The organism is Mesorhizobium sp. YM1C-6-2, from assembly GCF_003666685.1.
Lineage (GTDB): Bacteria > Pseudomonadota > Alphaproteobacteria > Rhizobiales > Rhizobiaceae > Mesorhizobium_K.
The window spans coordinates 20,157-46,338 of record NZ_RCIZ01000015.1 but is presented as its reverse complement, the minus strand read 5'-3'; the positions used below and the strand labels follow the sequence as shown (position 1 = coordinate 46,338).

At 61.6% G+C, this 26,182-nt stretch carries 27 protein-coding genes; 7 read left to right on the top strand and 20 right to left on the bottom strand.

Going from position 1 to position 26,182, the window contains the following annotated elements; all coding sequences use genetic code 11:
• The first annotated feature begins 14 nt into the window (after nt 1-14).
• Nucleotides 15-677 (top strand): amino acid ABC transporter permease, encoded by a 663-nt coding sequence (locus D8676_RS24625; RefSeq protein ID WP_121583779.1) that lies wholly within the window; start codon nt 15-17, stop codon nt 675-677.
• Nucleotides 674-1,324 carry an amino acid ABC transporter permease gene (locus D8676_RS24620; RefSeq protein ID WP_121583746.1) on the top strand — a complete coding sequence of 217 codons (651 nt, stop codon included), beginning with the start codon at nt 674-676 and terminating at the stop codon, nt 1,322-1,324. The genes D8676_RS24625 and D8676_RS24620 overlap by 4 nt, the downstream gene beginning before the upstream one ends.
• 209 nt (nt 1,325-1,533) lie before the next feature.
• Here D8676_RS24620 and D8676_RS24615 read toward each other — a convergent pair whose 3' ends face one another.
• The 8 genes from D8676_RS24615 to D8676_RS24580 all read right to left on the bottom strand — a co-directional run bounded on the left by D8676_RS24615 (nt 1,534) and on the right by D8676_RS24580 (nt 9,042).
• Complete coding sequence (locus D8676_RS24615; RefSeq protein WP_121583745.1) at nt 1,534-2,280, bottom strand: SDR family NAD(P)-dependent oxidoreductase; 747 nt, start codon at nt 2,278-2,280, stop codon at nt 1,534-1,536.
• Between the two features lie 82 nt (nt 2,281-2,362).
• Entirely contained in the window at nt 2,363-3,415 is a 1,053-nt protein-coding gene (gene ugpC / locus D8676_RS24610; protein ID WP_121583744.1) for a sn-glycerol-3-phosphate ABC transporter ATP-binding protein UgpC, read from the bottom strand.
• Nucleotides 3,416-3,420: 5 nt separating this feature from the next.
• On the bottom strand, nt 3,421-4,251 hold the full coding sequence (locus tag D8676_RS24605; protein WP_121583743.1) for a carbohydrate ABC transporter permease: 831 nt from the start codon (nt 4,249-4,251) through the stop codon (nt 3,421-3,423).
• A 5-nt stretch (nt 4,252-4,256) separates the two neighbouring features.
• Nucleotides 4,257-5,159, bottom strand: a complete 903-nt coding sequence (locus D8676_RS24600) for a sugar ABC transporter permease (protein WP_121583742.1) — start codon at nt 5,157-5,159, stop codon at nt 4,257-4,259.
• A gap of 110 nt (nt 5,160-5,269) precedes the next feature.
• Nucleotides 5,270-6,796 carry an extracellular solute-binding protein gene (locus tag D8676_RS24595; protein WP_121583741.1) on the bottom strand — a complete coding sequence of 509 codons (1,527 nt, stop codon included), beginning with the start codon at nt 6,794-6,796 and terminating at the stop codon, nt 5,270-5,272.
• A gap of 32 nt (nt 6,797-6,828) precedes the next feature.
• On the bottom strand, nt 6,829-7,245 hold the full coding sequence (gloA, locus tag D8676_RS24590; RefSeq protein ID WP_121583740.1) for a lactoylglutathione lyase: 417 nt from the start codon (nt 7,243-7,245) through the stop codon (nt 6,829-6,831).
• Nucleotides 7,246-7,263: 18 nt separating this feature from the next.
• Nucleotides 7,264-7,998, bottom strand: coding sequence for an iron-sulfur cluster assembly protein (locus tag D8676_RS24585; RefSeq protein WP_183097235.1), 735 nt, complete (start codon nt 7,996-7,998; stop codon nt 7,264-7,266).
• A 45-nt stretch (nt 7,999-8,043) separates the two neighbouring features.
• Entirely contained in the window at nt 8,044-9,042 is a 999-nt protein-coding gene (locus D8676_RS24580; RefSeq protein WP_121583738.1) for an amidohydrolase family protein, read from the bottom strand.
• A gap of 142 nt (nt 9,043-9,184) precedes the next feature.
• Here D8676_RS24580 and D8676_RS27110 point away from each other — a divergent pair, with 142 nt between their 5' ends.
• The 4 genes from D8676_RS27110 to D8676_RS24560 all read left to right on the top strand — a co-directional run bounded on the left by D8676_RS27110 (nt 9,185) and on the right by D8676_RS24560 (nt 13,359).
• The gene (locus tag D8676_RS27110) at nt 9,185-10,627 is read left to right on the top strand and encodes an FAD-binding oxidoreductase (RefSeq protein WP_183097234.1); all 1,443 of its coding nucleotides are present in this window, start codon (nt 9,185-9,187) and stop codon (nt 10,625-10,627) included.
• Between the two features lie 4 nt (nt 10,628-10,631).
• Nucleotides 10,632-11,345 carry a FadR/GntR family transcriptional regulator gene (locus tag D8676_RS24570; RefSeq protein WP_121583737.1) on the top strand — a complete coding sequence of 238 codons (714 nt, stop codon included), beginning with the start codon at nt 10,632-10,634 and terminating at the stop codon, nt 11,343-11,345.
• Nucleotides 11,346-11,406: 61 nt separating this feature from the next.
• Nucleotides 11,407-12,180 (top strand): SDR family oxidoreductase, encoded by a 774-nt coding sequence (locus D8676_RS24565; protein WP_121583736.1) that lies wholly within the window; start codon nt 11,407-11,409, stop codon nt 12,178-12,180.
• Nucleotides 12,181-12,246: 66 nt separating this feature from the next.
• Nucleotides 12,247-13,359 carry a zinc-binding dehydrogenase gene (locus D8676_RS24560; RefSeq protein ID WP_121583735.1) on the top strand — a complete coding sequence of 371 codons (1,113 nt, stop codon included), beginning with the start codon at nt 12,247-12,249 and terminating at the stop codon, nt 13,357-13,359.
• Between the two features lie 69 nt (nt 13,360-13,428).
• Here D8676_RS24560 and D8676_RS24555 read toward each other — a convergent pair whose 3' ends face one another.
• The 12 genes from D8676_RS24555 to D8676_RS27105 form a co-directional block, all read right to left on the bottom strand.
• Nucleotides 13,429-13,893 (bottom strand): carbon monoxide dehydrogenase subunit G, encoded by a 465-nt coding sequence (locus D8676_RS24555; protein WP_121583734.1) that lies wholly within the window; start codon nt 13,891-13,893, stop codon nt 13,429-13,431.
• Between the two features lie 164 nt (nt 13,894-14,057).
• Nucleotides 14,058-14,936 (bottom strand): xanthine dehydrogenase family protein subunit M, encoded by an 879-nt coding sequence (locus D8676_RS24550; protein WP_121583733.1) that lies wholly within the window; start codon nt 14,934-14,936, stop codon nt 14,058-14,060.
• Between the two features lie 3 nt (nt 14,937-14,939).
• Nucleotides 14,940-15,788, bottom strand: a complete 849-nt coding sequence (locus D8676_RS24545; protein ID WP_183097233.1) for an alpha/beta fold hydrolase — start codon at nt 15,786-15,788, stop codon at nt 14,940-14,942.
• 4 nt (nt 15,789-15,792) lie between these two features.
• Nucleotides 15,793-16,830: an ABC transporter substrate-binding protein gene (locus D8676_RS24540; protein WP_121583731.1), complete on the bottom strand. Its 1,038-nt coding sequence runs from the start codon at nt 16,828-16,830 to the stop codon at nt 15,793-15,795.
• Between the two features lie 42 nt (nt 16,831-16,872).
• Nucleotides 16,873-19,200, bottom strand: coding sequence for a xanthine dehydrogenase family protein molybdopterin-binding subunit (locus D8676_RS24535; protein ID WP_210210756.1), 2,328 nt, complete (start codon nt 19,198-19,200; stop codon nt 16,873-16,875).
• On the bottom strand, nt 19,197-19,697 hold the full coding sequence (locus tag D8676_RS24530; RefSeq protein WP_121583729.1) for a (2Fe-2S)-binding protein: 501 nt from the start codon (nt 19,695-19,697) through the stop codon (nt 19,197-19,199). The genes D8676_RS24535 and D8676_RS24530 overlap by 4 nt, the downstream gene beginning before the upstream one ends.
• A 10-nt stretch (nt 19,698-19,707) precedes the next feature.
• Nucleotides 19,708-20,409 carry an ABC transporter ATP-binding protein gene (locus D8676_RS24525; RefSeq protein ID WP_121583728.1) on the bottom strand — a complete coding sequence of 234 codons (702 nt, stop codon included), beginning with the start codon at nt 20,407-20,409 and terminating at the stop codon, nt 19,708-19,710.
• Nucleotides 20,406-21,164 carry an ABC transporter ATP-binding protein gene (locus D8676_RS24520; protein ID WP_121583727.1) on the bottom strand — a complete coding sequence of 253 codons (759 nt, stop codon included), beginning with the start codon at nt 21,162-21,164 and terminating at the stop codon, nt 20,406-20,408. The genes D8676_RS24525 and D8676_RS24520 overlap by 4 nt, the downstream gene beginning before the upstream one ends.
• Nucleotides 21,161-22,045, bottom strand: a complete 885-nt coding sequence (locus D8676_RS24515) for a branched-chain amino acid ABC transporter permease (RefSeq protein ID WP_121583726.1) — start codon at nt 22,043-22,045, stop codon at nt 21,161-21,163. The genes D8676_RS24520 and D8676_RS24515 overlap by 4 nt, the downstream gene beginning before the upstream one ends.
• Before the next feature lie 4 nt (nt 22,046-22,049).
• The gene (locus D8676_RS24510; protein ID WP_210210755.1) at nt 22,050-22,913 is read right to left on the bottom strand and encodes a branched-chain amino acid ABC transporter permease; all 864 of its coding nucleotides are present in this window, start codon (nt 22,911-22,913) and stop codon (nt 22,050-22,052) included.
• Between the two features lie 42 nt (nt 22,914-22,955).
• A complete protein-coding gene (locus D8676_RS24505) occupies nt 22,956-24,272 on the bottom strand; it encodes an ABC transporter substrate-binding protein (RefSeq protein WP_281034299.1) in 1,317 nt (438 codons plus the stop codon).
• Nucleotides 24,191-24,949, bottom strand: coding sequence for a GntR family transcriptional regulator (locus D8676_RS27105; protein ID WP_183097231.1), 759 nt, complete (start codon nt 24,947-24,949; stop codon nt 24,191-24,193). Before D8676_RS27105 ends, D8676_RS24505 begins: the two co-directional genes overlap by 82 nt.
• A gap of 72 nt (nt 24,950-25,021) precedes the next feature.
• On the opposite strand from D8676_RS27105, the gene D8676_RS24495 reads away from it, so the two are divergent.
• Nucleotides 25,022-25,996 carry an alpha/beta hydrolase gene (locus D8676_RS24495; protein ID WP_147448251.1) on the top strand — a complete coding sequence of 325 codons (975 nt, stop codon included), beginning with the start codon at nt 25,022-25,024 and terminating at the stop codon, nt 25,994-25,996.
• Nucleotides 25,997-26,182 lie beyond the last annotated feature (186 nt).

The following is a 26,182-nucleotide window of genomic DNA, read 5'->3' as shown; positions in this document are numbered from 1 at the left end:
CGAACATTCCGGTGCTGGATTATACGTTCCAGTTTGGCACGGTCTGGCGTGAGTGGCCGTTGCTCGTCGATGGGCTGCTCCTGACCGTCAAACTGTCCATTTTCTCGATGGTGTTCGGGATGATCGTCGCCACGGCCGGCGCCTTCGGCTCGGTCTACGGGCCGCGTCCCCTGAAGGCCGCGATACGGGTCTACGTCGAGTTCATCCGCAACACGCCCTTCCTTGTCCAGGTGTTCGTCGTCTATCTCGGGCTGCCCAGCCTCGGCATCCGGCTGCAGGCAGATCACGCCGCCATCCTCGCCATGACCATCAATGTCGGCGCCTACGGCACCGAGATTATCCGCGCCGGCATAGAATCCATTTCCAAGGGCCAGATAGAAGCGGCCAAGGTGCTTGGGTTGCGACCGTTCCTGATCTTCCGGCTGGTCATCTTCAAGCAGGCGCTGATCGCGATCTATCCGGCGCTGACCAGTCAGTTCATCCTGTTGATGCTTGGCACCAGTATCGTCTCGGCGATCGCAGTCGAGGAACTGACTGCCACCGCCAACACCATCCAGAGCCGCACGTTTCGTACCTTCGAAGTCTATTTCGTCGTCACGCTGATCTACATCGCCCTGTCGCTCGTTTTCCGGACGGCCTTCCACATGATCTATGCGCGCTGGATCCGCGTAAGATGATCCGCGATTTCTCCACCGGGGATCTCGTCCTGCTGCTGCTTGCCGCGCGGTGGACGATCGTGCTTTCGCTGATCGCCTTCGCGGGTGGATCGGTGATGGGGCTGCTGATAGCCCTTGCCCGGACCTCCCGGATGAAAGCGCTGCGTCACGCGGCGAGCGGATACATCGAGCTGTTCCAGGATACGCCACTCCTGATGCAGCTCTTCATCGTCTTCTTCGGCGCCAACATCATCGGCCTGCAGATCAGCGCCTGGACGGCGGCGGCCGTTGGTCTGACGCTCTACGGCAGCGCGTTCCTCGGCGAGATCTGGCGCGGCTGCATAGAGGCCGTTCCCGCGGGGCAGTCGGAGGCGGCAAGGTCGCTGGGGCTCCGTCAATGGCAGACGAACCTGCTCGTCGTGCTACCGCAGGCGTTGCGCCTGGCGATCCCGCCGACCATCGGTTTTCTGGTGCAGTTGATCAAGAACACGTCCCTCGCCTCGATCATCGGCTTCACCGAGCTCACCCGCACCGGACAACTGATCAACAACGCCACCTATCAGCCGCTGACCGTGTTCATCATCGTCTCGCTGATCTATTTCGCACTGTGTTGGCCGTTGTCGCTCGCCAGCCGCCGGCTCGAAATCCGACTTGCCCGACGGGGCTAGCTTGCCCGGAGGCCGGCAGCGCCGGACTATTCAGCCACGCTCAACCTGTTGATCGACATCATCACCGAAATCGGGGGGACTACTATGTCATCGTGGCAGAGAGCCTGGACTCCTCCACCGTGCGCGGCTCGCTCCAATATCCTAAGCTTCGCTACTGATCGACGTCGACGTTTCGTGAGAATGAGACGGCGCCTCTGAAAATCAGACTGTTAGTAGGTGGCCCTGCCGCCTGAAAGATCGAAGACGGAGGCGGTCGTGAAGGAGTTTTCCTTCGAGACCAGCCAGGCCACCATGCCCGCCGCCTCGTCCACCTCGAGAAAACGGCCGCGTGGAATCTTCTGGAGCATGTAGTCGATGTGCTCCTGGCTCATCTGGTCGAAGATCGACGTACGCGCCGCCGCGGGCGTTATGCAGTTGACCGCGATGTCGAAGCCTGCCAGTTCCTTGCCGAGCGACTTGGTCAGGCCGATCACCGCGGCCTTCGAGGCCGAATAGGCTGAGGCGTTTGGGTTACCCTCCTTGCCGGCGATCGAGGCAATATTGACGATGCGGCCGTAGTCGCGTGCCTTCATCCCCGGCACCACGGCGCGGTTTACGTGGAAGGTGCCGTGCAGATTGATGTCGATCACCCGCCGCCAATCGGCGAGCGGATAGGCGTCGAGCGTATGGTTCGGTCCGGCGATGCCTGCGGAGTTGACCAGGATCGAGATCGGCCCGGCCTCTTCCTCGGCCTTGGCGACAGCCTGGATCACCGCGTCCGCGTCCGTGATGTCGACCACGACGCTTGACGCCGACTGCCCAATCGACGCGGCCGCCGCCGCCAGTTCTTTACCGTTGACGTCCCAAAGGCATACCCTTGCGCCCGATGCGGCGATACGTCTGGCGATGGCGAGGCCGAGACCCTGCGCGCCGCCGGTGACGACGGCTGTCTGACCGGTGAGATCGATCTTGTTCATAAGCGATGTTCTTTCCAATTGTCCGACAGGCGCGACGTTTGCCGCACCCGTCCTGTCAACATTGCCTGGTCTCAGGCTGCGGTCATGCCAATCGCTTGCCGCTCTCGGGGTCGAAGAAGTGCAGGTAGTTGCCCGGCAGGCTGACGGATGCGCCATTTGTGGGCAGCGGCACGTCTTCGGGAAACGCCACCGTCATCTCGGTAGCGCCGATACGGCCGTGGATGATCTTCTGGGCGCCCAGTTCTTCCACCAGCACGATCTCGAACGGCAGGCTGTTCTCCGATTTGCTGGCCGAGAGCTTGATGCGTTCGGGGCGTATGCCGAGCACGACATCGCCCTGCAGCTGCCGTTCGACGGATAGGCGGTCGCCCGACGGGAAAACGAGCGCATTGCCGTCCGTCCTGACGCGAACCAGGTTCATCGCAGGCGAGCCAATGAAGGTCGCCACGAAGATGCTGGCAGGCGTTTCGTAGATTTCCAGCGGCTTGCCGATCTGCTCGATCATGCCGTGATTGAGCACCACGATGCGGTCGGACATCGTCATCGCCTCGACCTGGTCGTGGGTGACGTAGAGCGTCGTGATGCCGAGGCGCTGCTGCAACTGCCGGATTTCGACGCGCATGTGGTTGCGCAGCTTGGCGTCGAGGTTGGACAGCGGCTCGTCGAACAGGAACGCCGCCGGCTCGCGCATGATGGCGCGGCCCATCGCGACGCGCTGCTGCTGGCCGCCGGAGAGTTGCGCCGGACGGCGCTGCAGCAGCTGCTGGATCTGCAGAAGCTCCGACACTTCGGTCACGCGCTTGCGGATCTCGTCTTCCGGCCGCTTGCGGATGCGCAGCCCGTAGGCGAGGTTCTCGAAGACGCTCTTGTGCGGGTAGAGAGCGTAGTTCTGGAACACCATCGCGATGTCGCGATCCTTTGGCTCCAGGGCCGTCACGTTGCGTCCGGCGATGACGACGTCGCCGCTGGTGAGTTCCTCCAGCCCGGCGACGATGCGCAGGATGGTCGACTTGCCGCAACCCGACGGACCGAGAAGACTGATGAACTCGCGGTCCTCGGCATGCAGCGAGAAGCCGGGAATGACTTCCAGGTCGCCAAACTTCTTCCTGAGATTCCTGATGTCGATGCTAGCCATGAAACCTAGTCCTTGATGGCGCCCATGGACATGCCACGGACCATGTATCTTTGGGCGAGGAACGAGAAGATCAGCACCGGCATGACCAGGACCATTCCGGCCGCCGCGACGTAGTTCCAGCCGACTTCCGTCCAGGTGATGAATTCGGGAATAGCGACCGGCAGCGTCTTAGCCTGCGACTTGGTGAGGATCAGTGCGAACAGGAACTCGTTCCACGAGAAGATGATGCAGAAGATCGCCACCGCCAGAATGCTCGGCCGCAACACTGGCAGCAGGATGTCGCGGATGGCGCCGAGCTGCGACTGCCCATCGACCATCGCCGCCTCCTCGAGCTGGACAGGCACCGCCTTGATGAAGCCCGTCATCATCCAGACCACGAAAGGCAGGTTGAACGAGGTGTAGGCGATGATCAGGCCGATCTTGCTGTCGAGCAGGTTGAGGTTGTTGAAGATCATGAAGATCGGCAGGGCCGCGACGATCGGCGGAAACATGCGGATCGACAGGATGTAGAACGCCAGGTCGTCGCGGCCGCGGAAGCGATAGCGGGCAAGCGCGTAGGCCGCGATGGTGCCGAAGACGAGCGAGAAGACCGTGCTGCCGACCGACACGATCAGCGTGTTCATCAGCATGTGCAGGATCGGCTTGGTCTCGAAGATGAAGCGGTAGGACTCCAGCGTCGGCGTGAACCAGAAGGTGCTCGAGACGCCGGCATAGATCTGCAGCTGCGTCTTGAAGGAGGACACGACCAGATAGGCGATCGGCAGCAGCGTGAACACGCCGTAGAGCGCGAGGATGAAGTAGCAGACGATCCAGTAGAGGCGGCTTTTCGGGGCCATGCGCGTCAATCCTCCCTGGGGCCGGCCATGAAACGGCCGAGCACCTTCGTCATGATGATGATGATGACGAGCATGGAGAGCGCCACGATCGCTCCCTGATGCATGAAGAAGTATTCGAACGAGGAACGGAAGGCCATCACGGCGAGCGTTTCGGTCACCCGTCCGGGGCCGCCGTTCGTCATGATGTAGATCGTGTCGAAGGTCCGGTTGAAGGCGTCGATCATGCGGATCAGCACGGCGATCACGATGACCGGCTTCATCATGGGCAGCATGATGTCGCGGAAGATCTGGAAGCGGCTGGCGCCATCCACCTGCGCCGCCTCGAACGGAGAAGTGGGCAGCGCCCGCATGCCGGCAAGCATCAGCAACAGCATGAACGGCGTCCACTGCCAGACGTCGGCGATGATGATGCCGACCAACGCGGTCGAGGGCTCGTTGAGGATGGAGTAGTTGACGACGCCCATGGCCTTGAGCAGGCCGGCGATCAGTCCGAACTCACCGTTGAAGAGGAAGCGCCAGATCGTGCCTACCACGACGGGGGTGAGCATCATCGGCATGAGGAAGAACGGGAAGATGAAATCCCGGCCGGTGAAGTTGTTGTAGAAAAAATAGGCCAGCATGAGGCCCAATACGAATTCGATCGACACCACGGTCACCACCAGGATGAGCGTGGTCGCGAACGACTCCCAGTACTCGGGCGATTCCAGGAACACCTCGCGCAGATTGTCCTGCAGCGACCAGCCGGACAGCATCGGATTGGTCAGGATGACGGTGTGGGTCGCGAGATAGAGGGAATAGATGAGGGGAAACAGCGTCACGGAAAGCAGGATGAGCAGCGTCGGCGACAGGAAGTACAGCGGCCTCAATCGGCGGTGCAGCGGCGCGCGGTAGACTTGTTCACCAGACATGGAGCTGTTCCGTTTGATGGACCGCGGACGGACGATCCAGGACTCGACGGTGGAGAGGATCGATCCGGCGCGAACGCCGCGCCGGATCGAAGGGAGGACGCTGCGGCGTCTTAGAGCAGCTCGACCTTCGGAGTGCCCTTGAAGTTCGAGGTGACGGACTTCGGATACTCCTGGTCACCCTTGTAGAAGCCGTACTGGCGCATCAGCTTGGCGACGTCCTTGTCCGCCTTCACGATCGCTTCGTCGACGCCGATCTTGCCGATCATGCAGTCCTGGAAGGCGATGGCGACAGTGTCTTCCCACTGGCGCTCGTTGGCGATCTTCGGAGCGTCCCACAGCTTCTTGCCGACGAGCTTGGTCGACTCCAGCAGGATCGGGAAGTGCCCGTAGCGGTCCGGATATTTCTCCAGAAGGCTGATGCGCGAGGGCGCTGCGTCGCCCATCTGCAGCAGCTTCTCCTGGATCGCCGGCGAGGACAGCCACTGCGAGAACAGATAGGCTGCTTCCTTGTTGGCCGACGACTTGGCCATGCCGAGGCCGAAGGAGGCTAGCCGCGTGTAGCCGCCGGTGACCTCGCCGTTCGGCGCCGGAGTATCGAAGCCCGTCGGCGGCCAGGCATAGGCGTTCTTGCCCGCGACCTTGGACTGCTTGGGGTCTTCCTGGACCGCGAAGATCATCGCCCAGTTGAGGTTCATGGCGATGTTGCCCTGCGAGTAGGCCGCCGAAGCCTCGCCCAGCTCGAAGTCGAGCGAGCCGGGAGGCGTGAGCTTGTTCTGGTAGATGTCGCGGATGAGCTGCATCGCTTTCTTGGCGGCCTCGAAATTCTCCGCAGGCTGCGAGAAGGTCGGATGCAGGTAGTCGTCGAACACGGTGCCGCCCATCGACAGGAAGGGTATGGTCACCATCTCCATCATGGCCGTGCGCTGGCCGTGGATGACGTAGCCGTAGCGGTCATCCTTGGAGAAGTGCGCGGCCTGGTCGTAGAGTTCCTTCCAGGTGGCGGGAGCCTTGAAGCCGGCCTCCTCGTACCAGTCCTTGCGATAAGCCAGGATGGGGAAGGTGTTCATGTTGGAGAACATGTACACTTGGTCGAGGTAGCTGTTCGTCTTCTGGCACTCGGGCGAAAGATCGTTGTAGTTGAAGGTGGGATCCATGAGCTCGGCGTTCGCCATGAACTCCGTCAGCGGCTCCATGTAGGGGGCGTAGCCCGGGAACCAGATCGAATCGATGTTGTAGAGATCGTATTCGTCCGAGCCGGTCGCCAGGAGCTGCATATGCTTGCCTACGGCTTCGCCGTACTGGACCGTGTCGAGATGGACCTTGATGCCGGTTTCCTTCTCGAAGTCCGGAATCAGGTCACGCATGAAGTCGTTGTGCGGATAACCGGCAAGGTTGGAGACGCGCACGGTCGCGCCGGCATAAGGCTTGGCAGCCTCGGCGAGGCTCCAGCCTTCCGCATGGGCGATGCGCGGGCGTACCAGTCCGCCGCCCACGCCGGCCGCGGCAAAGCCGGCCGCAAGCAGCGTCGAATTCCTCAGGAACTCGCGGCGGCTCGTGGACACCTCCTCCACAAAGCCGAGCCTGTTGGCAAGCGACTTGCCAAAGGCGTTCATCATGTCTTTCGCGTCACGATTCATTACTTCCTCCCAGTTAGGTGGTTCAGCCTAGTTCACTCAAAGGTCATGGTGCCGAGGTCGATCAGCTCGACCTTGTATCCGTCCGGATCCTCGATGAAGGCGATGTGCGTGGTGCCGTGCATCATCGGTCCCGGCTTGCGCGGGATCTTCGCGCCCTCGGCCTCGAGCTGCTCGCAGATGCCGTAGATGTCGTGCACGCCCAGCGCGATGTGCCCGTAGGCGGTGCCGAGTTCGTAGCCCTCGGGCTTGTCCCAGTTGTAGGTGAGTTCGATCACCGCATTGTCCTTCTCCGGCCCGTAGCCGACGAAGGCGAGCGTGAACTTGCCCTCCGGGAATTCGTTGCGGCGCAACAGCTTCATCCCCAGAAGCCGCGTGTAGAAATCGATCGATTTGTCGAGATCCTTCACGCGCAGCATCGTGTGCATGAGCTGGAATTTCGATCCGTCCATCCTATTGTCTCCTTCCGGTCAGGGCGCTTGGCGCCCGGATTGAACCAAACTGCAGCCGCCACCCTCGCGCCGCGCGGCGACGAGCATCCGGCACATCTCCCCGTTGGCGTGCGCATTCGTGCTGACGCCGCGGATTTCCCGCAGGTGCGCCGGCAGATCGTCGACGGGGCGACCGCGAATGTCGGACACGACGAGGTCTGACTCACCATCTCCCAGGCCGATCTTCTGGCGTTTTGCGAGATAGGCCTGCCAGGCTTCGGCGAGTTCGCCGCCGGTCTGGCGGCACAGGCCACCAACCTCGGCGATGCCGACGCCCAGCAGATAGGCGTCCTCCAGGCCCGCGCGGCGCAGCAACCTGACGAGCGTGCCCTGCCGCATGAGAAAGGCCTTTTCGTCGAAGCTGCGACGCAGTTCATCGAGCCCGGAGCGGGCCTGCGGGAACACCTCCTCGAAGGGCAGTCCGCCATTGACGCCACGGTTGATCTCGTCGGCGGCAAAATGCTCGACGAGCTGCATCCTGAAGGACGCTGGCCAGCCCAGCGCCATCACGGCGGCGCGCATGTCCTGCGCCATCAGGAAGACGAAGTTCGCCGGACACCAGAAGGTGGGCAGCCGCACCGTTACCGTCACGGCGTCGTCCTCGACATCGACAGCCATGATGAAGTCGAGCGCCGCCACCGTCTCGTCGATTTCCGGATCGCGGACAGCGGAGATGGCCGCCAGCACCTCCTGCTGGCGCGGCGAGACCGGCATCGCCGGACCGCCTGCAACCGGTTGGGCAACAGTAGACGCCATGGCTTACGCCTTCGAAAGCTGGAACTCGTCGGGAACTTCGATGCCGTAAAGCTTGGCGGCATTCAGCCCCATGATCTTGCGCTTCACGTCGAGCGTCAGTTGCGTGCCGGCCTCGTGCGCGGTCTCGTCGTCGAACTCGAACTCCATGAACTTCTCGACGATCCATTTCGGGCTGGTGATCGCATAGTCCGAGCCGAACAGCAGACGGTCGGGCCCGACCCAGAACAGCAGGTCGCTCAGCATGCGAGCGAAGAACTTCGGGCGGGCGTGCAGATAGGACGGGATCAGCGCGAGGCCGCCATACACGTTCGGCTCCTGACCGGCCACGAAGCAGAAGTCGTCGATGCGCGGCATGCCGCAATGGTCGATGACGAAGTTCAGGTCGGGGAAATTCGTCGCCACCACGCAGACATCGCGAACGTCGAAGGCATCGTAGTCCAGCGGGTGCGTCGTCGGACCCTTGTGGATGTGGACGTTCTTGATGCCGAGCGAACGGCACTTCTCCATGTATGGCGCGACGAAATCGTCCTTCATGGAGTAACCGCGTGAGACCCCGTTCCACTCGGCCGTGTAGAGCTTCACGCCCTGGAACTTGTAGGTCTCGAAATCCTCCTCGAGCTTGTCGAGCCCCATCTGCCCTTCGCGCGGATCGCAGCGGCCGTTGAGCACGACCTTCTCCGGGTGCAGGTCCTTGAGCGTCGCGCAGAGCTCGGTCGTATTGAAGCCGTTGATATAGAAATCGCGCAGGTAGACCGGCAGCATGACGGCCATGTCGCAATAGCCGTCTTCGAACAGATCCTTCGCGGCTCCGGCGGCGCCGTAATAGTTGAACCGGTCGGCGTCCCATCGCTGGTTTGCAGGCGTCAGCGCGACATGCGCACCGTAGAAGGTGTCGATGAACGTCTGGCCATAGTGATTACGCCGGTTCTGCGGGCGCGCGTCCCAGACGTGAACATGCGAGTCGATGACGAAAATCTTCTCGCCATTCTCCGTGACGTACATGCGCTGCTCCTCCCTGACGAACGACGTTTGTCCCGCCTTGATCCGACTTTCTGGCTTGCCAGAGTTGTTGGGTCATTCTATTGTTGGACAACCCTACATATGCGGAACGCGTCGAGCGTGTCAACCGCGAACCGGAGGAACGATGCCCAACTTTTCAGTCGCTGCGGACCGCGGCCGGGCTGCCCTGCTAGCCTCGCTTTCGACGGCTGTCGGGGCAGAGCAGATGGTGGCTCCGGAGGCTACTGCGAAATATGATGTCGACTGGACGGGCGATCATTCGGGACGGGCGCTCGCCGTCGTGCGGCCGCGCGATGTCGATCAGGTCGCGGCCGTCGTCCGCTGGTGTCGGGAGCATCGGGTGCCTCTGGTGCCGCAGGGCGGCAACACCGGGCTGGTGGCGGGGGCGACGCCCTCGGAGGACGGCGGTGAGGTCGTGGTCAGCCTCGAACTGATGAAGGCGATCAGGCAGATAGACGCGCTCAACGGCGTGGCGATCGTCGAAGCCGGCTGCGTACTGGACGACTTCAAGGCCGCCGTCAGCAAGGTCGGCGCCTTCTTCCCGCTGTCGATCGGTTCGCAGGGCACCTGCCAGATTGGCGGCGCCATCTCGACCAATGCCGGCGGCATAAATGTCGTCCGCTACGGTATGGCGCGCTCTTTCGTCATGGGGCTGGAAGTAGTCCTTCCGGACGGGCAGATCCTGCGTGACCTGCGGGGCCTGCACAAGAACAACACCGGCTACGATCTCAAGCAGCTCTTCATCGGCGCGGAAGGCACGCTCGGGATCATCACCGCCGCGGCCCTCAAGATACAGCCCAGCCTCAGCCGCGTTGAAACCATGTTCGTGGCTACGGCCTCCGTGCCCGAGACCATCGCGCTCTTTCACCGCATGCGCCAGGACGCCGGCGATCTCATCACCGCCTTCGAGCTGATGCTGTCCACGTCGGTACGGCGCGTTTGCGCAACGGAAGAAGGAGTATATGATCCCTTCTCGACGGCGTATCCGGCCTACGCGATCGTAGAGATGTCGAGTTGTGGCGGGCCGCCGCTCAGGGCTTGGCTGGAGACCTATCTCGCGGGGTTGATGGAGGAGGGTCTGCTGCTCGACGGGGTGATCGCGCAAAGCAGCGCGCAGGCTGCCAACATCTGGCGGCTGCGTGAAGGCATTGTGGAAAGCCAGGCGAGGCTTGGCGCGTATCTGAGGACCGACGTGTCCACCCCGATATCGGCCGTGGCCGAGTTCATCGCGCGTGGCACGGATCTGGTCGAAGCGCTGGTTCCCGCCGCTCAGGTCCACCCCTATGGCCATGTCGGCGACGGTAACCTCCACTTCAACGTGATACGGCCGGAAGCCATGACTCCCGAGTCCTTCAAGCCGCAGATCAAGCGCATCGAGGAAGCGCTCTTTGAACTGGTCGACGACCTCGGCGGCAGCATCAGCGCGGAGCACGGGATCGGCGTCGCCAAGCGGGCCGCGTTCCAGCGACGCGTCGGCGATGTTCCGCGTGATCTGATGCTCAAGCTGAAGAAGGTCTTCGACCCCGACAACATCATGAATCCCGGCCGGATACTCTGCGAGAGATAGCAGCATGTCGTTCAAGGCAGCCCAGATAAGCCGCACGCCCTACCTTCCCGACCGGATCGCGGAACAGGTCAAGCAAGAGATCACCGAAGGTCATCTGGAGCCGGGAGATCGGCTGCCGACCGAACAATCGCTCGCCGAAACCTACGGCGTCAGCCGCAACGTGGTGCGCGAGGCGATCGCCAGGCTGCGCAATGAGGGGATCGTGGAATCCCGGCAGGGGATAGGCGCCTTCGTCGCTCTGAAGCCCAGGCCGGTGCTCCGCCTCGACCACAGCAACAGCCTGACGTCGCTCGCGCGCCATCAGAGCCTGTTCGAACTGCGCACGACGCTCGAGGTCCGCGCCGCGCAACTGGCCGCCGTCCGCTGCACGCCGGAAGACATGCGCGAGATAGAGCGGGCCTACACCGAGATGGAACGCACGATGAGCTGGGGCAAGGACGGCGTCGAATTCGACATCGCCTTCCACAGGGCCATCGCGGGAGCCACCGACAATCCTTTCATGCTGGAGACGATCGCCTTCATCGCCGAACATCTCAGGGAGAGCATCGAGCTTACGCGCACCTTCAGCGACATCAACGAGGTCAACGCCGTAACCATCCAGGAGCATCTCGACATCCTGAATGCGATCCGCAACCGGGATCCGGTGGCTGCCGGGCAGGCCATGAGCACTCATCTGACGAACGCGGCGGGGCGCATCGGAATTCCCTCGGAAGACTAGAAATCATCAAGGACAGTCAGTCGGCTGGGCGGGACGCGGTGCGTCACGCAAAGGAGGAGTCATGTATCTGAAGAAATTCGCACTGGACGGACGAACCGCCGTGGTGACGGGGGCGGGCCAAGGCATAGGCCTTGCCTGCGCAGAGGCATTGAGCGAGGCGGGCGCCGCGGTCGTGCTGACTGACATCAGCGAGGAGCGCTGCGAAAACGGCCGGCTTGCACTGGAGGCGCGCGGCCATCGCGTGGAGACCCGCGTGCTCGACGTGACCGACAGCGCGTCCGTAGACCATGTAGCGGAAGCGTTGGCCGCCTCGGGCCGCAGCGCCGACATCCTTGTCTGCAACGCCGGCATCGCGCAGGCAGGTCTCCCGGTCGAATTGATGAGCGATGCCGATTGGCTGCGCATGATCGACATCAACCTGACAGGTGTCTTCCGCTGCTGCCGATCGTTCGGGCGGCTGATGCTGGAAAAAGGCAGCGGGACTATCGTCAATGTCGGTTCGATGTCCGGCACCATCGTGAACCGGCCGCAGGCGCAGAGCCATTACAACACCGCCAAGGCCGGCGTTCATCACCTGACCCGCTCGATGGCCGCCGAATGGGCGACGCGCAGCGTGCGCGTCAATGCCGTGGCGCCGACCTACATCGACACGCCGCTGCTCGAATTCGCCCGCCAGGACACGGCCCTGTTCAACGAATGGCTTGACCAGACGCCGATGCACCGCGTCGGTCGGGTGGACGAGATCGCCTCCGTCGTCCTTTTTCTGGCCTCGGATGCGTCCAGCCTGCTGACCGGATCGATCGTCGCCGCCGACGGCGGTTACACCTGCTGGTGAGACGCAGGCCTTTCTGGCGACGTCGACGATTGTTCAGCCTAGCGTGAAGCTTCAGCGGAGGAAGATATGGGAGAAGTGACAACAGAGCATCGCGCCCTGCCGAGGACGATGCGGGCCGTGGTCTGCCACGGCCCCGAAGACTACCGGCTCGAGGAACTGCCGGTACCGGCTGCCGGGCCGGGAGAGGTGCTGGCCCGCATACACTATGCCGGCATCTGCGCCAGCGACCTGAAATGCTATCTCGGCGCGCCCATGTTCTGGGGTACGCCCGACGCCCCCGGCGGTTACTGCCAGCCGCCGATCACCGCCGGTCATGAGTTCATCGCCGAGGTCGTGGGACTGGGCGAAGGAGCCGGGCCGAAATACGGGCTGGAGATCGGCGATCGGGTCATTTCCGAGCAGATCGTCCCATGCCGCCAATGCCGCTTCTGCCGCAACGGCCAGCACTGGATGTGCGACATCAACGACGTCTACGGCTTCCGCCAGAACACGCCGGGCGCCTGGGCCGACTACATGCTGTTTCCGGCCAACGCCATAAACTACAAGGTGCCCAATACGATTCCGCCGGATCACGCCGCCTTCATCGAGCCCCTCGCCTGCGCGATCCACGCGGTCCAGCAAGGCAACATCCAGTTGCAGGACACGGTGGTCATCGCGGGCTGCGGTCCCCTTGGCCTCGGCATGGTGGCCGCGACGAAACTAAAGGGCGCGGCACGCATCGTCGCGATCGACCTGCATGACGACCGCCTCGCCGCCGCGCGCCAGGTCGGCGCGGATGTCGGCCTGAACCCGCGCGCCGAAGATGTGGTCAAGGCCGTCAAGGAGATGACCGAAGGCTATGGCTGCGACGTCTATATCGAGGCGACGGGCAATCCGGCCGGCGTCGGACAGGGGCTCGAGATGATCCGCAAGCTCGGCACTTTCGTGGAGTTCAGCTTGTTCACCCAGCCGGCGACCGTGGACTGGACCATCATCGGCGATCGCAAGGAACTGACCATTCGCGGCTCGCATCTGAGCCCGCATTGCTATCCGATCGCGATCCGGATGCTGGAAGAGAAGCTGCTGCCGATGGACGACATCATCACCCACAGGATCCCGCTCGAGGATTTCCAGGCGGGCATCTCCATGGTCAAGTCGGGTGCAAGCTCCGTCAAAGTTCTTTTCGACCTCTCGCTGTAGCGCGCCAAATGGACCTGCGGAAGAGCAAGCGGGCGTCTACGAGTGCCGACCCTCACCCTCTTCGACCATCTAGGCTAAGCCAGAAGCCGCTCCGTCGCTCACGAGATTGTTGAAGTCATCGAAAAACTGCTTGGCGAGCTTCTTGGCTGTGGAATCGAGCAGACGCGCGCCAAGCTGGGCAATCTTGCCGCCTACCTCGGTGTTGACGTCGTAGCGGAGGACCGTTGCGTCCGGACCGTCCGCATCCAGCCTGACCAGCGCGGTACCCTTAGCGAAGCCGGCGATACCCCCCTTTCCCTCGCCCGTGATAGTGTAGCCCTCGGGTGCGACTACATCGCTGAATGTCACGCGGCCGCTGAACTTGGCTTTGATGGGTCCCACCTTGAGGACGATTTGTCCGGTCATACTGTCCGCCGAATCCTGCACCAATTCCTGACAGCCGGGAATGACTTCACGCAAGACATTGGCGTCATTCAGAGCCCGCCAGACTGTCTCGCGGTCCTTCGGTATTCTCACCGAGTCCTTGAGCTCCATCTCATGACCTTTCGATTGACGTTTTTGGTTTGGCTGCCCGAGGAATATTCACTAAGGCGACCGCGCGAGACGATGCGCCGTTTGTCCTTGACGAAAGCGCATGTGGTTCCTCACCGCCGGGTGGGACGAGGATTTTTCCCCAGGGCGCCCTGTAACGCTCTAACTCATTCGACCCGCCAGGCTACAGCTCGCTCTTGGGCACGCTGAATAGTTCGGCCCAGCAGCCGCGGTATCAGCATCAGTTTGTAATCCGCAGTGCCTCGCACATCGTCCATTGGCGCTGCTGCGTCACACAGAATCCTGCCTGCGTCCTGGACATCGGATTCATCAAGGGACGTTTGCACCAATCGCTGCTCTGCCGCTGCCGCGCGTACCGGCGTCGGACCGCATGACCCAAGCGCGATACGCACGCTCTCACAGCGGCCATGACGCAGGCTCAGCGCCAGGGCGACGGATACCGTTGCGAAATCGCCACTGGCACGTGTGAACTTCTCGTACACGCTGACGGCGTCTGCCGGCGCAGGCGGAAACGTTATGGCAGTCACCAATTCGTCCGGCTCAATTGACGTTGTCATGAAGTCGACGAAGAACTCCGCCGCTGGGATCTCGCGAATCCCCGATGGCCCGGTAACCACGACTGTGGCGTCCGTCGCGATGAGAACGGCGGGATAATCGGCTGCAGGATCGGCATGGCAGATCGATCCTCCGATAGTGCCCATTGTCCGGATCGCTGGATGCGCGATGCACCCTGCTGCCTCACGCACGACTTCCAGTCCACCGCCAAACAGTTCGGACTGTGCCACGGTTCGGTGAGTGACCATGGCCCCGACGACGACGGTTCCGTCGGGCCGCTGCGTGATCCCTTTCAACTCGTCAATTCGCTGAAGGCTGACCAACGCGGGAGGTCTGAACAACGGCCCCATATTCATGCCGGCGACCAGCGTCTGCCCGCCGGCGAGGCAGCAAGCATCCGGGACCGACGCTAGAACTGCAACCGCTTCGGCAATCGTGCGCGGTTCATAGAACTCCACAGGCTCTGCCATCCGTCATCCCCGATATTCAACGTCAGAGGAACTTACATCGCCCTTCCCCTGGATGAACTTCAGGAGAATCGATTCGAACAAGGGGGGGTTCTCGATGTACGGCGTGTGAGCAACCTGCCGCATCATCGCAACGCGCGAATGCGGCAACCGTTCGTGAGCATTGTAGGCGATCCGTGGCGGTGCGATTTTGTCGTTCTCGCCCCAGATCATCAGCAACGGAAACCTGCTGTCCAAACTCACGAGATCGTCCAGGACCAGGTCATCGTTGAAGCCGGACGAGAGATAATCCCCGAACTTGCCGAGGCTAGCCCCCGCGCCGGGCGACGTATTGATCAGCATGTCTTCCCGCACCAGTTCATCGGTCACGAAACGAGGATCGGTGAACACGGACAGGAGGCGTTGGCGTATGGCATTGACGCTCATATCGGTGAGGCCGGCACGGATCGCCGCAACTTTCTCGGCAGGCAGAGCTTCGAGCCCCATGCTGCAGACCATCACCAGATTCTCCACGCGATCCGGCTCCTCTTTCGCGACCGCTGCCAGGACATGACCGCCGAGCGAGGTTCCGACCAATGATGCGCGCTCTATGCCGAGCCGGTTCATGAGGTCGATTACGAAATCCCGATAGCCGGAGACCGAGTGGTTGGATGCCAGCCTTTTCTCGGCGAACCCGTGCCCAGGCAGATCGGGTGCGAACACCCGATAACCTTGAGCCGCCATGCTGGTGACCGTGTTTTGCCACCGGTCCGCACGCGAGGTAAATCCGTGCAGCAGGAGCACCGCCGGGCCAGTGTCGCCAGCAGTGAGTACCCTGGTTGTGATACCGCCAGCCTCAAACGGATAAACGATCATGAGACTAGGCCTCTTCCTCTTCAAGCGAGAAGGTCGTGGCCTGAGCGCGAACGGCTTCGGCATCGAAGTCGTTGAATCGCGATACCAGGGCGTCCGAGAAATAAATCGATGGGTCACGCTTGGTTCCGATCGACTTCGTCTGGAGCAGGAAGTCCTGCCACTTCGTCATTTCATCGACGGAAATAGCACCCCAACGCGGGTCCGGCATTGCGTCGACGCGATGTCCGGCAAGACGGATCCGAAGCGCGGCCAGTTCACGCTTGAAAACCCGAGCCGGGTCCTCGCCTGCGGCTGGGCCGGATTCCGGATAACGCTTCCAAAGCAGCTTGATGGCTTCTTCTGGGTTGGTCAGCGCAAACAGCGTCGACTTGGCCATGGCACGCCCCAGCGCACCGAACGCATCCGGCCGTGCCTCCAGGTTTTCATCCCGTGCGTTGAAGCATGAGGAAGGGGTAAGGGGATCGATAACCGAAGACGGCAAAAGTCGCAGCGGAACGCCCTCCGCCTCCATCAGGCCTGCTAGGACGTCAAGCTGCCAAACCGCGTCCACCTCGCCGTCACGAATGGCCTTCGCCATCCGCGGCGCATCGAGCTGCGATCCGGGCAGGGGAACGAAGGAAACGTCTTTGTCTGGATCTACCGATGCTCCGATCAACGCGGCGCTCGCAAACTGGCGCAGTTCCGGGTCGTCGTAGTGGAGCCCGATCGTCTTGCCTCGCAGGTCGCTCAGCGACTTGGTCGCGCTGTCACGCGCTACCGAGAAGGCGCGGTTCTGCGTTCGCACAAAGGCATAATAAGGACGGAGTCCGATTCCGCGTTCGCGAGCGAGCAAGGTGAAAACAACGTTCACAAACGTCGTGTCACCGCGCCCCGCAATAACACCTTCGACTGCATTCTTCGGTGACCCGACGCACTCGATGCGCAAATCCAGCCCTTCGTCATCTGAATAGCCAAGCGCTTTCGCCAGCCAGATAGGGGCGAAATTTGTCGTCGGATGCGGAACGGGAGCCAACAGCTTCAGTTCACCGAGTGCATAAGCCATACTAACCTCCTGGTATTGATAAACAAAAAGACGCGAACGAGCTTAGGACCCGCGATCGAGCAAGCAGCGCAGAACGCGTTCGCTTGTGATTGGAAGCTGACGCACACGGACGTTCACGGCGTGCTCGACTGCGTTCCCAACTGCGGGGGCGATACCGATGACAGGCGGCTCCCCGATCCCCTTCACTCCAAACGGATGTGTCGGTTCCGGATTTTCGATAACAATCGCGTGGATATTCTCGGGCGCATCCAGCGAGCAGGGAATTTTGTAGTCCATGAAGCTCGGATTGGTGAGCTGGCCGTCACTCCACACCAACTCTTCCATGAGCGCGAAGCCGATGCCCTGGACCAGGCCACCCTCGATCTGCCCTTCCACCGCCTGACGATTGACGGCGCGGCCGACATCGTGCGCCGACCAGGCCTCGACAACTTCGACCTTGCCGGTGACCTCATCCACTTCCGTTTCGACGACTTGCGCACCAAAAACATAGGTGCCGATCGCCGCGAGCGACATCATGCCTTTGTTGATGGTGAGCTCGGTGTCCGGCTCCTCCACGCGAAAGACGTAGGAACCGCGGCCGATGATCGGGCCGCCCGCCTTGAAATGAGCACGGCGAGAGCAGTCCGCGAACGATACGAAACGCTCCTTCACGCCCTTGATCGCGACGCGCCCGCCAGGAACCAGCTCAACGTCCTCGACCGAGCATTCCAAAAGCTCCGCGGCATGCGGGAAAAGCTGGCTGACGATGTCGTCCGTTGCTTGCGCGATCACCTGTCCGAGCATGTAGGTAATACGGCTGGCATTGGTGCCGGAGTTGAATGGCGTGGCGTCAGTGTCCGCCTGCACGATATTGACGGAGTCGACCGGAAGCCTCAGCGCGGCGGCGCACATCTGCGCGATCGCGGTATCTGAGCCCTGGCCGATATCGACCGCGCCGGTGGCGATCGTCACCGTTCCATCATCGAGTAGTCGGACGATGGCGCTGGTCGAGAGATAGGCGCAGGTATAGACGACGCTGCTGACCCCGAGACCGCGGCGTTTGCCGCTCTTGGATGTCGGGGCCTCGGCCAACGCAGCGCGGCGAGCATCCCAATTGGATTCGGAGCGCACACGCTGCAGACATTCGCCGATCGATGCCGAACCTATCGGATGTTTGCCAAGCCAGCTGTCGCCCTGTTGCAGCACATTCCTCAACCGCAAGTCGATCGGATCGAGCGAGAGTTTCCTGGCCAGCTCGTCGATTTGAGATTCGCAGGCGAATGTCGCCTGCGCGTTGCCAACTCCGCGGAAGGCCGCAGCCCGCAGCTTGTTTGTGTACAGGACCCGGCCGTCGAATCTCAGATGCGGAACACGGTACGGCCCGCGCAGAAAGTGCAGGACCATGTGCATGGCGGCCGGACTGTCGTCGGCATAGGCGCCGCCATCCATCACGACGCTGCCTGTCCGAACCAAGATAGTGCCATCACGCCGCGCGCCGGTCTTGAGATGGATCCGCGCAGGATGACGCGAGCGCATCATCATCATGTCTTCCTGGCGCGACAGCACGACCTTCACCGCACGGCCGGTCTCTCTGGCAAGAAGTGCGGCGATGATCTGAACACCCGGCTCGGATTTTCCGCCGAAGCCGCCGCCGACGTACGGGCTGATGGAGCGCACCTTGGCCCGCGGCAGGTCGAGCGCCTCTGCGATGCATATCTGGGTGCGAAACACGCTCTGGGTCGACGACCACACGGTGACACGACCGAGGCCGTCGACATCGGCGACTGCGGCCACCGGCTCCATATAGGCGTGGTACTGCGCCTGAGTTTCATAAACCCCCTCGACGACCACGTCCGCCTCAGCCCAGGCTTCATCGGGGTCGCCGGACAGAACCTGCGCAATCGATATGGCGTTGCCGTCGGCAATGCAGTCGAAGTTCTTTGGATATGCCGCGAATGTCTCGTGGACTATGGCGGCATCCGGCATCATGGCCTCGTCCGGGGTAAAAACACCGGGGAGATCCTCGTATTCTACTTGGATCAACTCAGCAGCCGCCAGAGCCGTCTCGCGGTCGATGGCAGCCACGGCGGCAACTGGCTCACCGATGTAGCGCACCTTGTCGATCGCCAGCGCCGTCTCGTCGGCTATCATCAGGCCGAAGCGCTTGCGAGGGATATCGGCTCCGGTCATGACCGCCCGGACACCGGGCAAAGCCCGCGCAGCACTGACGTCGTACGACTTGATGCGTGCATGCGCGCTGGTGCTCATCAACACTGCGCCATGCAACATGTTTGGGAACGCCAGGTCTGCCGTATAGCGTGCGACGCCAGTCGCCTTCGCAGAGGCCTCGAGCCGCGGCATGGATGCGCCTAGTTCGGATACCTGGCTCACGTCGCACTCTCCTGGATCGGCAGGCGGGATGCAGCGAGCGCAACTGCATCCAAGATCTTGGCGTAGCCGGTGCAGCGGCACAAATTGCCGGACAGCTCTTCGCGAATCTCCTGCCGGTCAGGCGATGGCTTCCGCATCAGAAGCGCTGTCGCCGACATGATCATGCCAGACGTACAGAAGCCGCATTGCACCGCGCCAGTCTCCACAAAAGCCTGCTGGACGACGGACAGCACAGGGTCGGTTTTCCCACCCTCGACCGTGAGGATGTCGCGACCGTCTACGACCATGGCCAAAGCCAGACAGGCCCGAATGGGCATGCCATCGCAAAGAACCGTGCATGCGCCGCAAATACCCTGATTACAGCCACATTTCGTGCCGGTCAGATGCAGGTCCTCGCGCAACACATTGAGCAGCGTTTGCGCGCCGGTCACGGAAACCTCTTGCGGATCCCCGTTGACCACAAATGAAGTCAGCGTGGTTCTGGCATTGATCGTCATAGCTCGCCGGTCACTCCCGCCCCAAATAAAGATCGGCCATCCGGGTGTCCGCAAGCAGATCGGCAGCTGGCCCGGCCATCACGATATTGCCGCTGTCGAGGATGTAGCCGCGCGTGCTGACGGCAAGGGCCTGGCGTGCGCGCTGTTCGACGATCAGGACCGCCACGCCGATGTCCGGCAACTGACGCACCATGGTGAAAACCTGAGTGGCCAGCGCAGGCGACAGCGCCGCGGTTGGTTCGTCCATGACGATCAGACTCGGCTTCGACATAAGCGCGCGCGCCAGCGCGAGTTGCTGTCGCTCGCCGCCCGAAAGAGACGACGCCCGGGCACGGCGGCGCTGGGCGAGAACCGGGAACAGATCAAAGATCTCAGTCGATCTCCCGGGAAAGTCCCGAACGCCTTCGACGACCTTGAGGTTCTCCAGCACCGTCAGCGACGAAAACACGTTGGCGACTTGCGGCACATAGCTGATCCCAAGCCGCACTCGGTCTTCCGCCGCATAGTCGAACAGGTTGTGGCCTAGAAACGTCATCGTGCCGCGACAGCGCGGCATCAAGCCCATGATTGTCTTGATGATCGTCGACTTTCCCGCACCATTCGTACCGGCAACCGCGACGATTTCGCGCTCGTCGACGTCGATGTCGATATTCGAGACGATATTGACGTCCTGGTAGGCAGCGCTCACGCCACGAAGCTCGAGGTACGTCATAGCGCACCTCCCATATAAGCGTGCTGCACCTCCTGAATGGCCAGAACCTCGTCGGGAGCACCGTGCGCGAGAACGGACCCTTGAACCAGAACATACATTTCCGAGACGATCCGAGACAGCGCCTGAATGTTGTGCTCGATGACCAAGAAGCCGATCCCCTTCTGGTTTAGCTCAACGATACGCTCGCTGATCTCGCCAAACAGAACCGGATTGACCCCGGCAAATGGCTCGTCGAGGAGGATGAGGCTTGGCTTGACCATCAGGGCGCGGCCGAGTTCGAGCAGCTTCCGCTGGCCACCTGACAAGCGGCCCGCCAGGTTGTCGGCAACCTTGTCGAGCTTGAGAAACTTCAGAAGTTCTTCGACGCGCTCCCGGATCGCATCCTGCTCGCGCCGGACCCGTGCGCCCCCGACAAGAGTCCCGATAAGCGTCTGGCCGTACTGGTTGGCTGCCGCGACTATTAGGTTGTCGCGGACTGTCAGATGCTGGAACGGGCGCGCCACCTGGAAGGTTCGCACCAGCCCAAGCTCTGCCCGCGCCTGCGGCCGCATATCGGTCAACGTCTTGTCCTCGAGCACGATCGAGCCGCTGTCAGGCTGAACCGATCCGCCGATCACCGCAAACAATGTACTCTTGCCGGCGCCGTTAGGTCCGATGATGCCAACGCGTGCGCCTGCCGGAACGGACAGCGAGACATCTTTCAGGATTTCCAGCTTGCCGTACGACTTGTTGATGGAACTAACCGTAAGGGTCACGACTGCATCCTCGTGCCCATGATCCCTTGCGGGCGAAACCGCATGAAGAGAACCAGCGCCAGCCCAATGAACACGAGGCGCAGGCTGGCCATCTCCACTCCTATGGAGCCCGGGAAAGCGTCATCGATGAAGCGCGTTCCCTCAAACAAGCCGATCAGGATCGCAGCGCCGATGAAAGAGCCCGGCAAACTGCCGACGCCGCCCATGATCATCGCCATCCAGACATAGAATGTGACAATGGGAACAAACTGATCGGGGACTATGTAGGAGATGTAGTGGCCGTAAAGCGCCCCGGCCAAGCCAGCAATCCCGGCGCCAATCATGAATATCTGGATCCGAGGCCCGGTGGGATACTTGCCGAGCGCGGACGCGGCAACTTCATCGTCCCGGATCGCTTCGACCAGACGGCCGAAGGGACCGTGGGCGAGCCTCATGATCAAAGCCAGGACGGCAAGATTGCAGGCCAGAACGATACCGAGAAAGGCCAATCCTTGTGCGTTCGGACCGAGCGATGAAAACGGTTGCGGAATGCCAGGAAGTCCCTGCACACCGTTCGTCAGCCAGCTTTCGCTGGTCACGACTATACGCACGACCTCGGCGAAACCGAGAGTAACGATTGCCAGATAGTCTTCGCGCAACCGAGTTGCGAGCACGCCGAGCGGCCATGCTGAAAGAGACGCCAGCACGATGGCGCCCAGGACGCCGAGCAGGATCGGATAGCCGGCAATCGCGATGAGGGCGGATGTATAAGCGCCAATCGCGAAAAACCCGACTACACCGAAGTTGATCAGCCCCATGAAACCGTAATGCAGGTTCAGGCACTGCGTCAGCAGCGTGTAAACGCCGACAATGATGAGAATGGCGAGGAGATAGCTGAGCACGACGTCAACGCACCTCTTCCAGCGACCCGAACAGGCCTTGCGGACGCACGATCAACAATACCAGCAGGACTAGGAACGACACGGCGATCTTGTACGTGAAGCCCACGAATGGCGAGGCAACCTCCTGTGCTACGCCCAGCGCAATCCCTGCCAGCACCGCGCCAATCGGGCTGCCGAGGCCTCCCAGGATCATGGCGGTAAAGCTCGGCAACAGCAGAAGCCAACCAGTCTCCGGCATGACCACGGTCTTGATGCCGAGAATGATTCCAGCAATCGCGGAGACGGCGCCAACAATCCCCCACAACGGGATCATCACGCTTTCGGCTCGGATACCGCTTGCGCGCGCCAGATCGCGATTGTCGGCGACGGCCCGCATGCGGCGACCGATGGGCGTCAGGAACAGGATGGCAAATGTTGCGACTACGCTGAGAAGCGCCACCACCGCAAGCCAGAGGTCGCTCGCCTGTATGATGACTCCGTAGATGACGTAAGGTTCGACCAGCGGGATCTGAAAGACGAACTGCTCATGGCCCGCGAAAAACGACAATATACCGCGGGTGAACAGCGCCAGTCCGATCGAGGTCAGCAGAAGCGCCACCATCCCGCGGCCCCGCAGGTAGCGGAAGACGAACCAGTAATAGGCCATAGACAATATCGTGCAGGCCGCAATGGCAGCCGAGCCTTGCAACAAGGTATTTCGGCTGCCTAGCACTTGGACGCCGATTCCGGCGTAGGCGCCAACCGTGATCATGTCCCCGGTTGCCGCGTTGGGAAACCGGGCGACGGCGTAGACCAAAGTCAAGGCCAGCGCAGCGAGGCCGATCACGAGCCCCAGCACGATACCGTTGACAACAAGATTGAAATACATGGTTAGCATCGCAGGAACACTCTCGAACGGGGCGCCCTAGCGCTACTTCAGAACACGCACTTGCTGGACTTCGCCATTGCTGACGACAGACAATTTGAACAAGGCCTCCACGTCGCCCTTGTCATCGAAGTCAAGCGGGCCGGACGCACCCTCGTAGTTGATCTTCTCGCCCTCCTTCAGGAGCCTTTTACCCTCGGCGAAAGACGACACGGTCTGACCGGGCGGGCTGCTCACCTCCCGGAGAGCATTGGCGATAACGGTATTGTCGTCGGAACCCCCAGCAGCCTCGAAGGCCAGCGCCAGGCTTTGGACCATGTCGTAGGCGCAGGACGCGTAGTAATTGCCACTCGGATCGGAGCCGACGGCATCCTCGAACCGTTTTGCGAAAGCTGAGTAGGCTGGCGTGCCGTGTGCCGACACGTAGTCTGCGGACATGATGCCTTCCGACCCCGGACCGATGGCCTCGATAAGCTTCGGCGTCACCGCCCAGGCAGGCGCCATGAACTTGACGTTTGCGCCTGACTGGATGGCTTCGCGCACGATGATCGTCATGTCCGGCAAGAAGCTGCCGAGGATCAGAACTTCCGGCTTTCCGACAACCGCCTGTTGAATTTCAGATCGATAGCTCGGCTGGTCCGGCTGGTAGATGACCTCGGACACCACCTCTACCCCGGCAGCCTCAAGCGCTTTCCGAGCGCCCTCAGCCACCTCGCGGCCCGAAGCATTGTTGATTCCCATGATCGCGATGCGCTTGAAGCCCTGCGCGATAGCGCCTTGAGCCAGGCTCACGCCGGTGCGCTCGCTCGGCGCCGAAAACCGAAAGATCAGCCCCGCCTTGTTTGCCTGAGCCAAAGCGCTCGTTCCGGCATTCGTCATGTGAATGATGCCCGCGGAATCCAGCATCGGCGCAACCGCCAGCGTTACCGCCGAGGACCAGGTTCCGAGCACGGCCCGAACTTCGTTGATTTCAACGAGCTTTTTGGCAGCGAGAAAGCCGGCCGCAGGCGAGGTTTCCGAGTCTTCTGAAATGACCTCGAACATGCGTCCAGCCGCGCCGCCAGCGGCGTTCACGTCCTGTGCGGAAAACAGGATCGCCTTCTGCATGCTGGATCCGTACGGGCTACCGGCACCGGTGACGGGATTCAGCGCACCTATCCGGATTGGATCGGCCGCCGAAGCCCTGATCGGGATGGAGGATGCTATGCCGATAGCACCGATGGATTGGATGACGTGCCGACGAGATATGATCAAGATTTCCTCCCGAGAAATGATCAAAGCTAATTTTCGAAAATGGACTGCCCAACCGTGTCTGCAGATTGCCCTCCCGGGTGGTCGACGCAAAAATCGAACGAAAACCACTCGGCGCGCGTAACCATGTGACCAAGCAGAACCGGCTGCCCGTCGACGTCGATCGGCGCATATTTGATGGACAGCATCGGCGTCCCAATTGGCGACTCCAGAGTCGCCTCTTGCTGCTCCGTGAGCGAGCAGGCCTCGAGCCGGTACCAGATGGTGCTGTATGCGATCCGATTCCTTTCAAGGCTCGGCATCACGAAGTCGCTACCCAGGTCCTGCCGGAGCACTTCGCCAACGGCGCGGGGTAGAAACGTCACATCGAGACCGATCGGCCGATTGTCCGCCAGAACGACCTTTTCATGCCGGTAAACCACGCTCTCGCGTGGGAGCTTGAGCACCTCGAGCACCTCGGCATCCGGAACCAGCAAGGTAAACGAGAGTTCGCGAAGCCCGGGCTCGACGCCGGCAAGCAACATGTGGTCGCCAAGCGACTTGATGAACGGAGGATTCATTGGACGATTGATTCTCGCCCGGTTCGAGACGAATACGCCGACCCCCTGCTGGCCGCTCAACAGCCCCTCTATTTCAAGATCTCGCAGCGCGCGCCGGACGGTAATGCTGCTCACCTTGAATTCGCTGATCAGGCGGTTGCTCGTCGGAATCCTCGATCCGGGCGCATATTCGCCCGACCGGATACGAGCCCGGATGACCGACTTCACATTCTCATAACGTTTACTCATGTCCGGCTGTCCGCTCCGAGAAAGGCATCTAGACATACTTTGTATGCTTTGTATACAAAGTTTTTTCAAACAATGCATTTTGTCGATGCGACGGTTTGGAACGTGAGTGCACCTAGTGTTGGAAGGACTGCTGAGCGGATCGCCGACCTGATCGGCTCCATCGGCCATAAGCGTGAGGGGGCGAGCGCAATCGCGGCCACCGCATCGGGGAAGGTCATGATGAATTATGATGCGGAATACGACAATCGCGTTCGCGTTCCAGGATACGCGGATATCTTCGCCCGGTGGCGACGGCAGGCCGCAGATTATCGCGTCGCGTGCAGCTCAGCGGAAGTCGGCCTTTCCTACGGATCATCGCCACGGCAAACGCTCGATATATTTCCCGCCCTGAACTGCGCGGCGGATCCGCCCGTTGCTTTGTTCATTCATGGCGGCTGGTGGCGTTCGCTGGAGCCTGAAACCTTCAGCCATATGGCGATGGGTCCCAATGCCAATGGCGTTACTGTGGGGGTCGCCGGATACGACCTCGTGCCCCAGGTCTCGATCGGGGATATTGTCACCCAGATGCGAGCGGCTTGCCTGCATCTCTGGCGTCGCTACCGGAAACGAATTGCAGTTTACGGACATTCGGCAGGCGGCCATCTTAGTGCCTGTATGATTGCGACCGACTGGACCCTGCTCGATCCGTCGGTACCGCGCGATTTGGTTCACTCGGCCTATTCGATATCCGGCGTGTTCGATCTGCGTCCGGTGATGCATACGTCCATGAACACCGACTTCAAGCTCGACGATCACAGTGCGCTGGCCCTGTCTCCGATTCGCTGGAAACCGCCGCGCGGCGCAGTACTCGACGCAGTGGTCGGGGCGCTGGAATCCAGCGAGTTTTTACGGCAGAGCAAAGCTATCGTGGACACATGGTCCCCGCGCACGGAAATGCGTTACGATGAAATCCCTGGGACCGATCATTTCACGGTTCTCGATGCTTTCGCCGACCCGGCAAGCAGGATGACACGTCGTGTCTGTGAACTTGCCAGCCGGCCGCTTTAAACGGTCGGCGGCAGCGAAGGGCCAGGTCGCCCCGAAAATCCTGGCGTGGAAGCTGTCCTACCCAGGTCGCGCTTCGTCGCAAGCTTGGTGATTGCTGCCGATTGTGCTGCAAAATCTGAGATGGATTTCGCTGTACGAGGGGTCTGCTCGTTCAGAAGGCGGCGGAGCCCCTCGACCTCTGCCCCC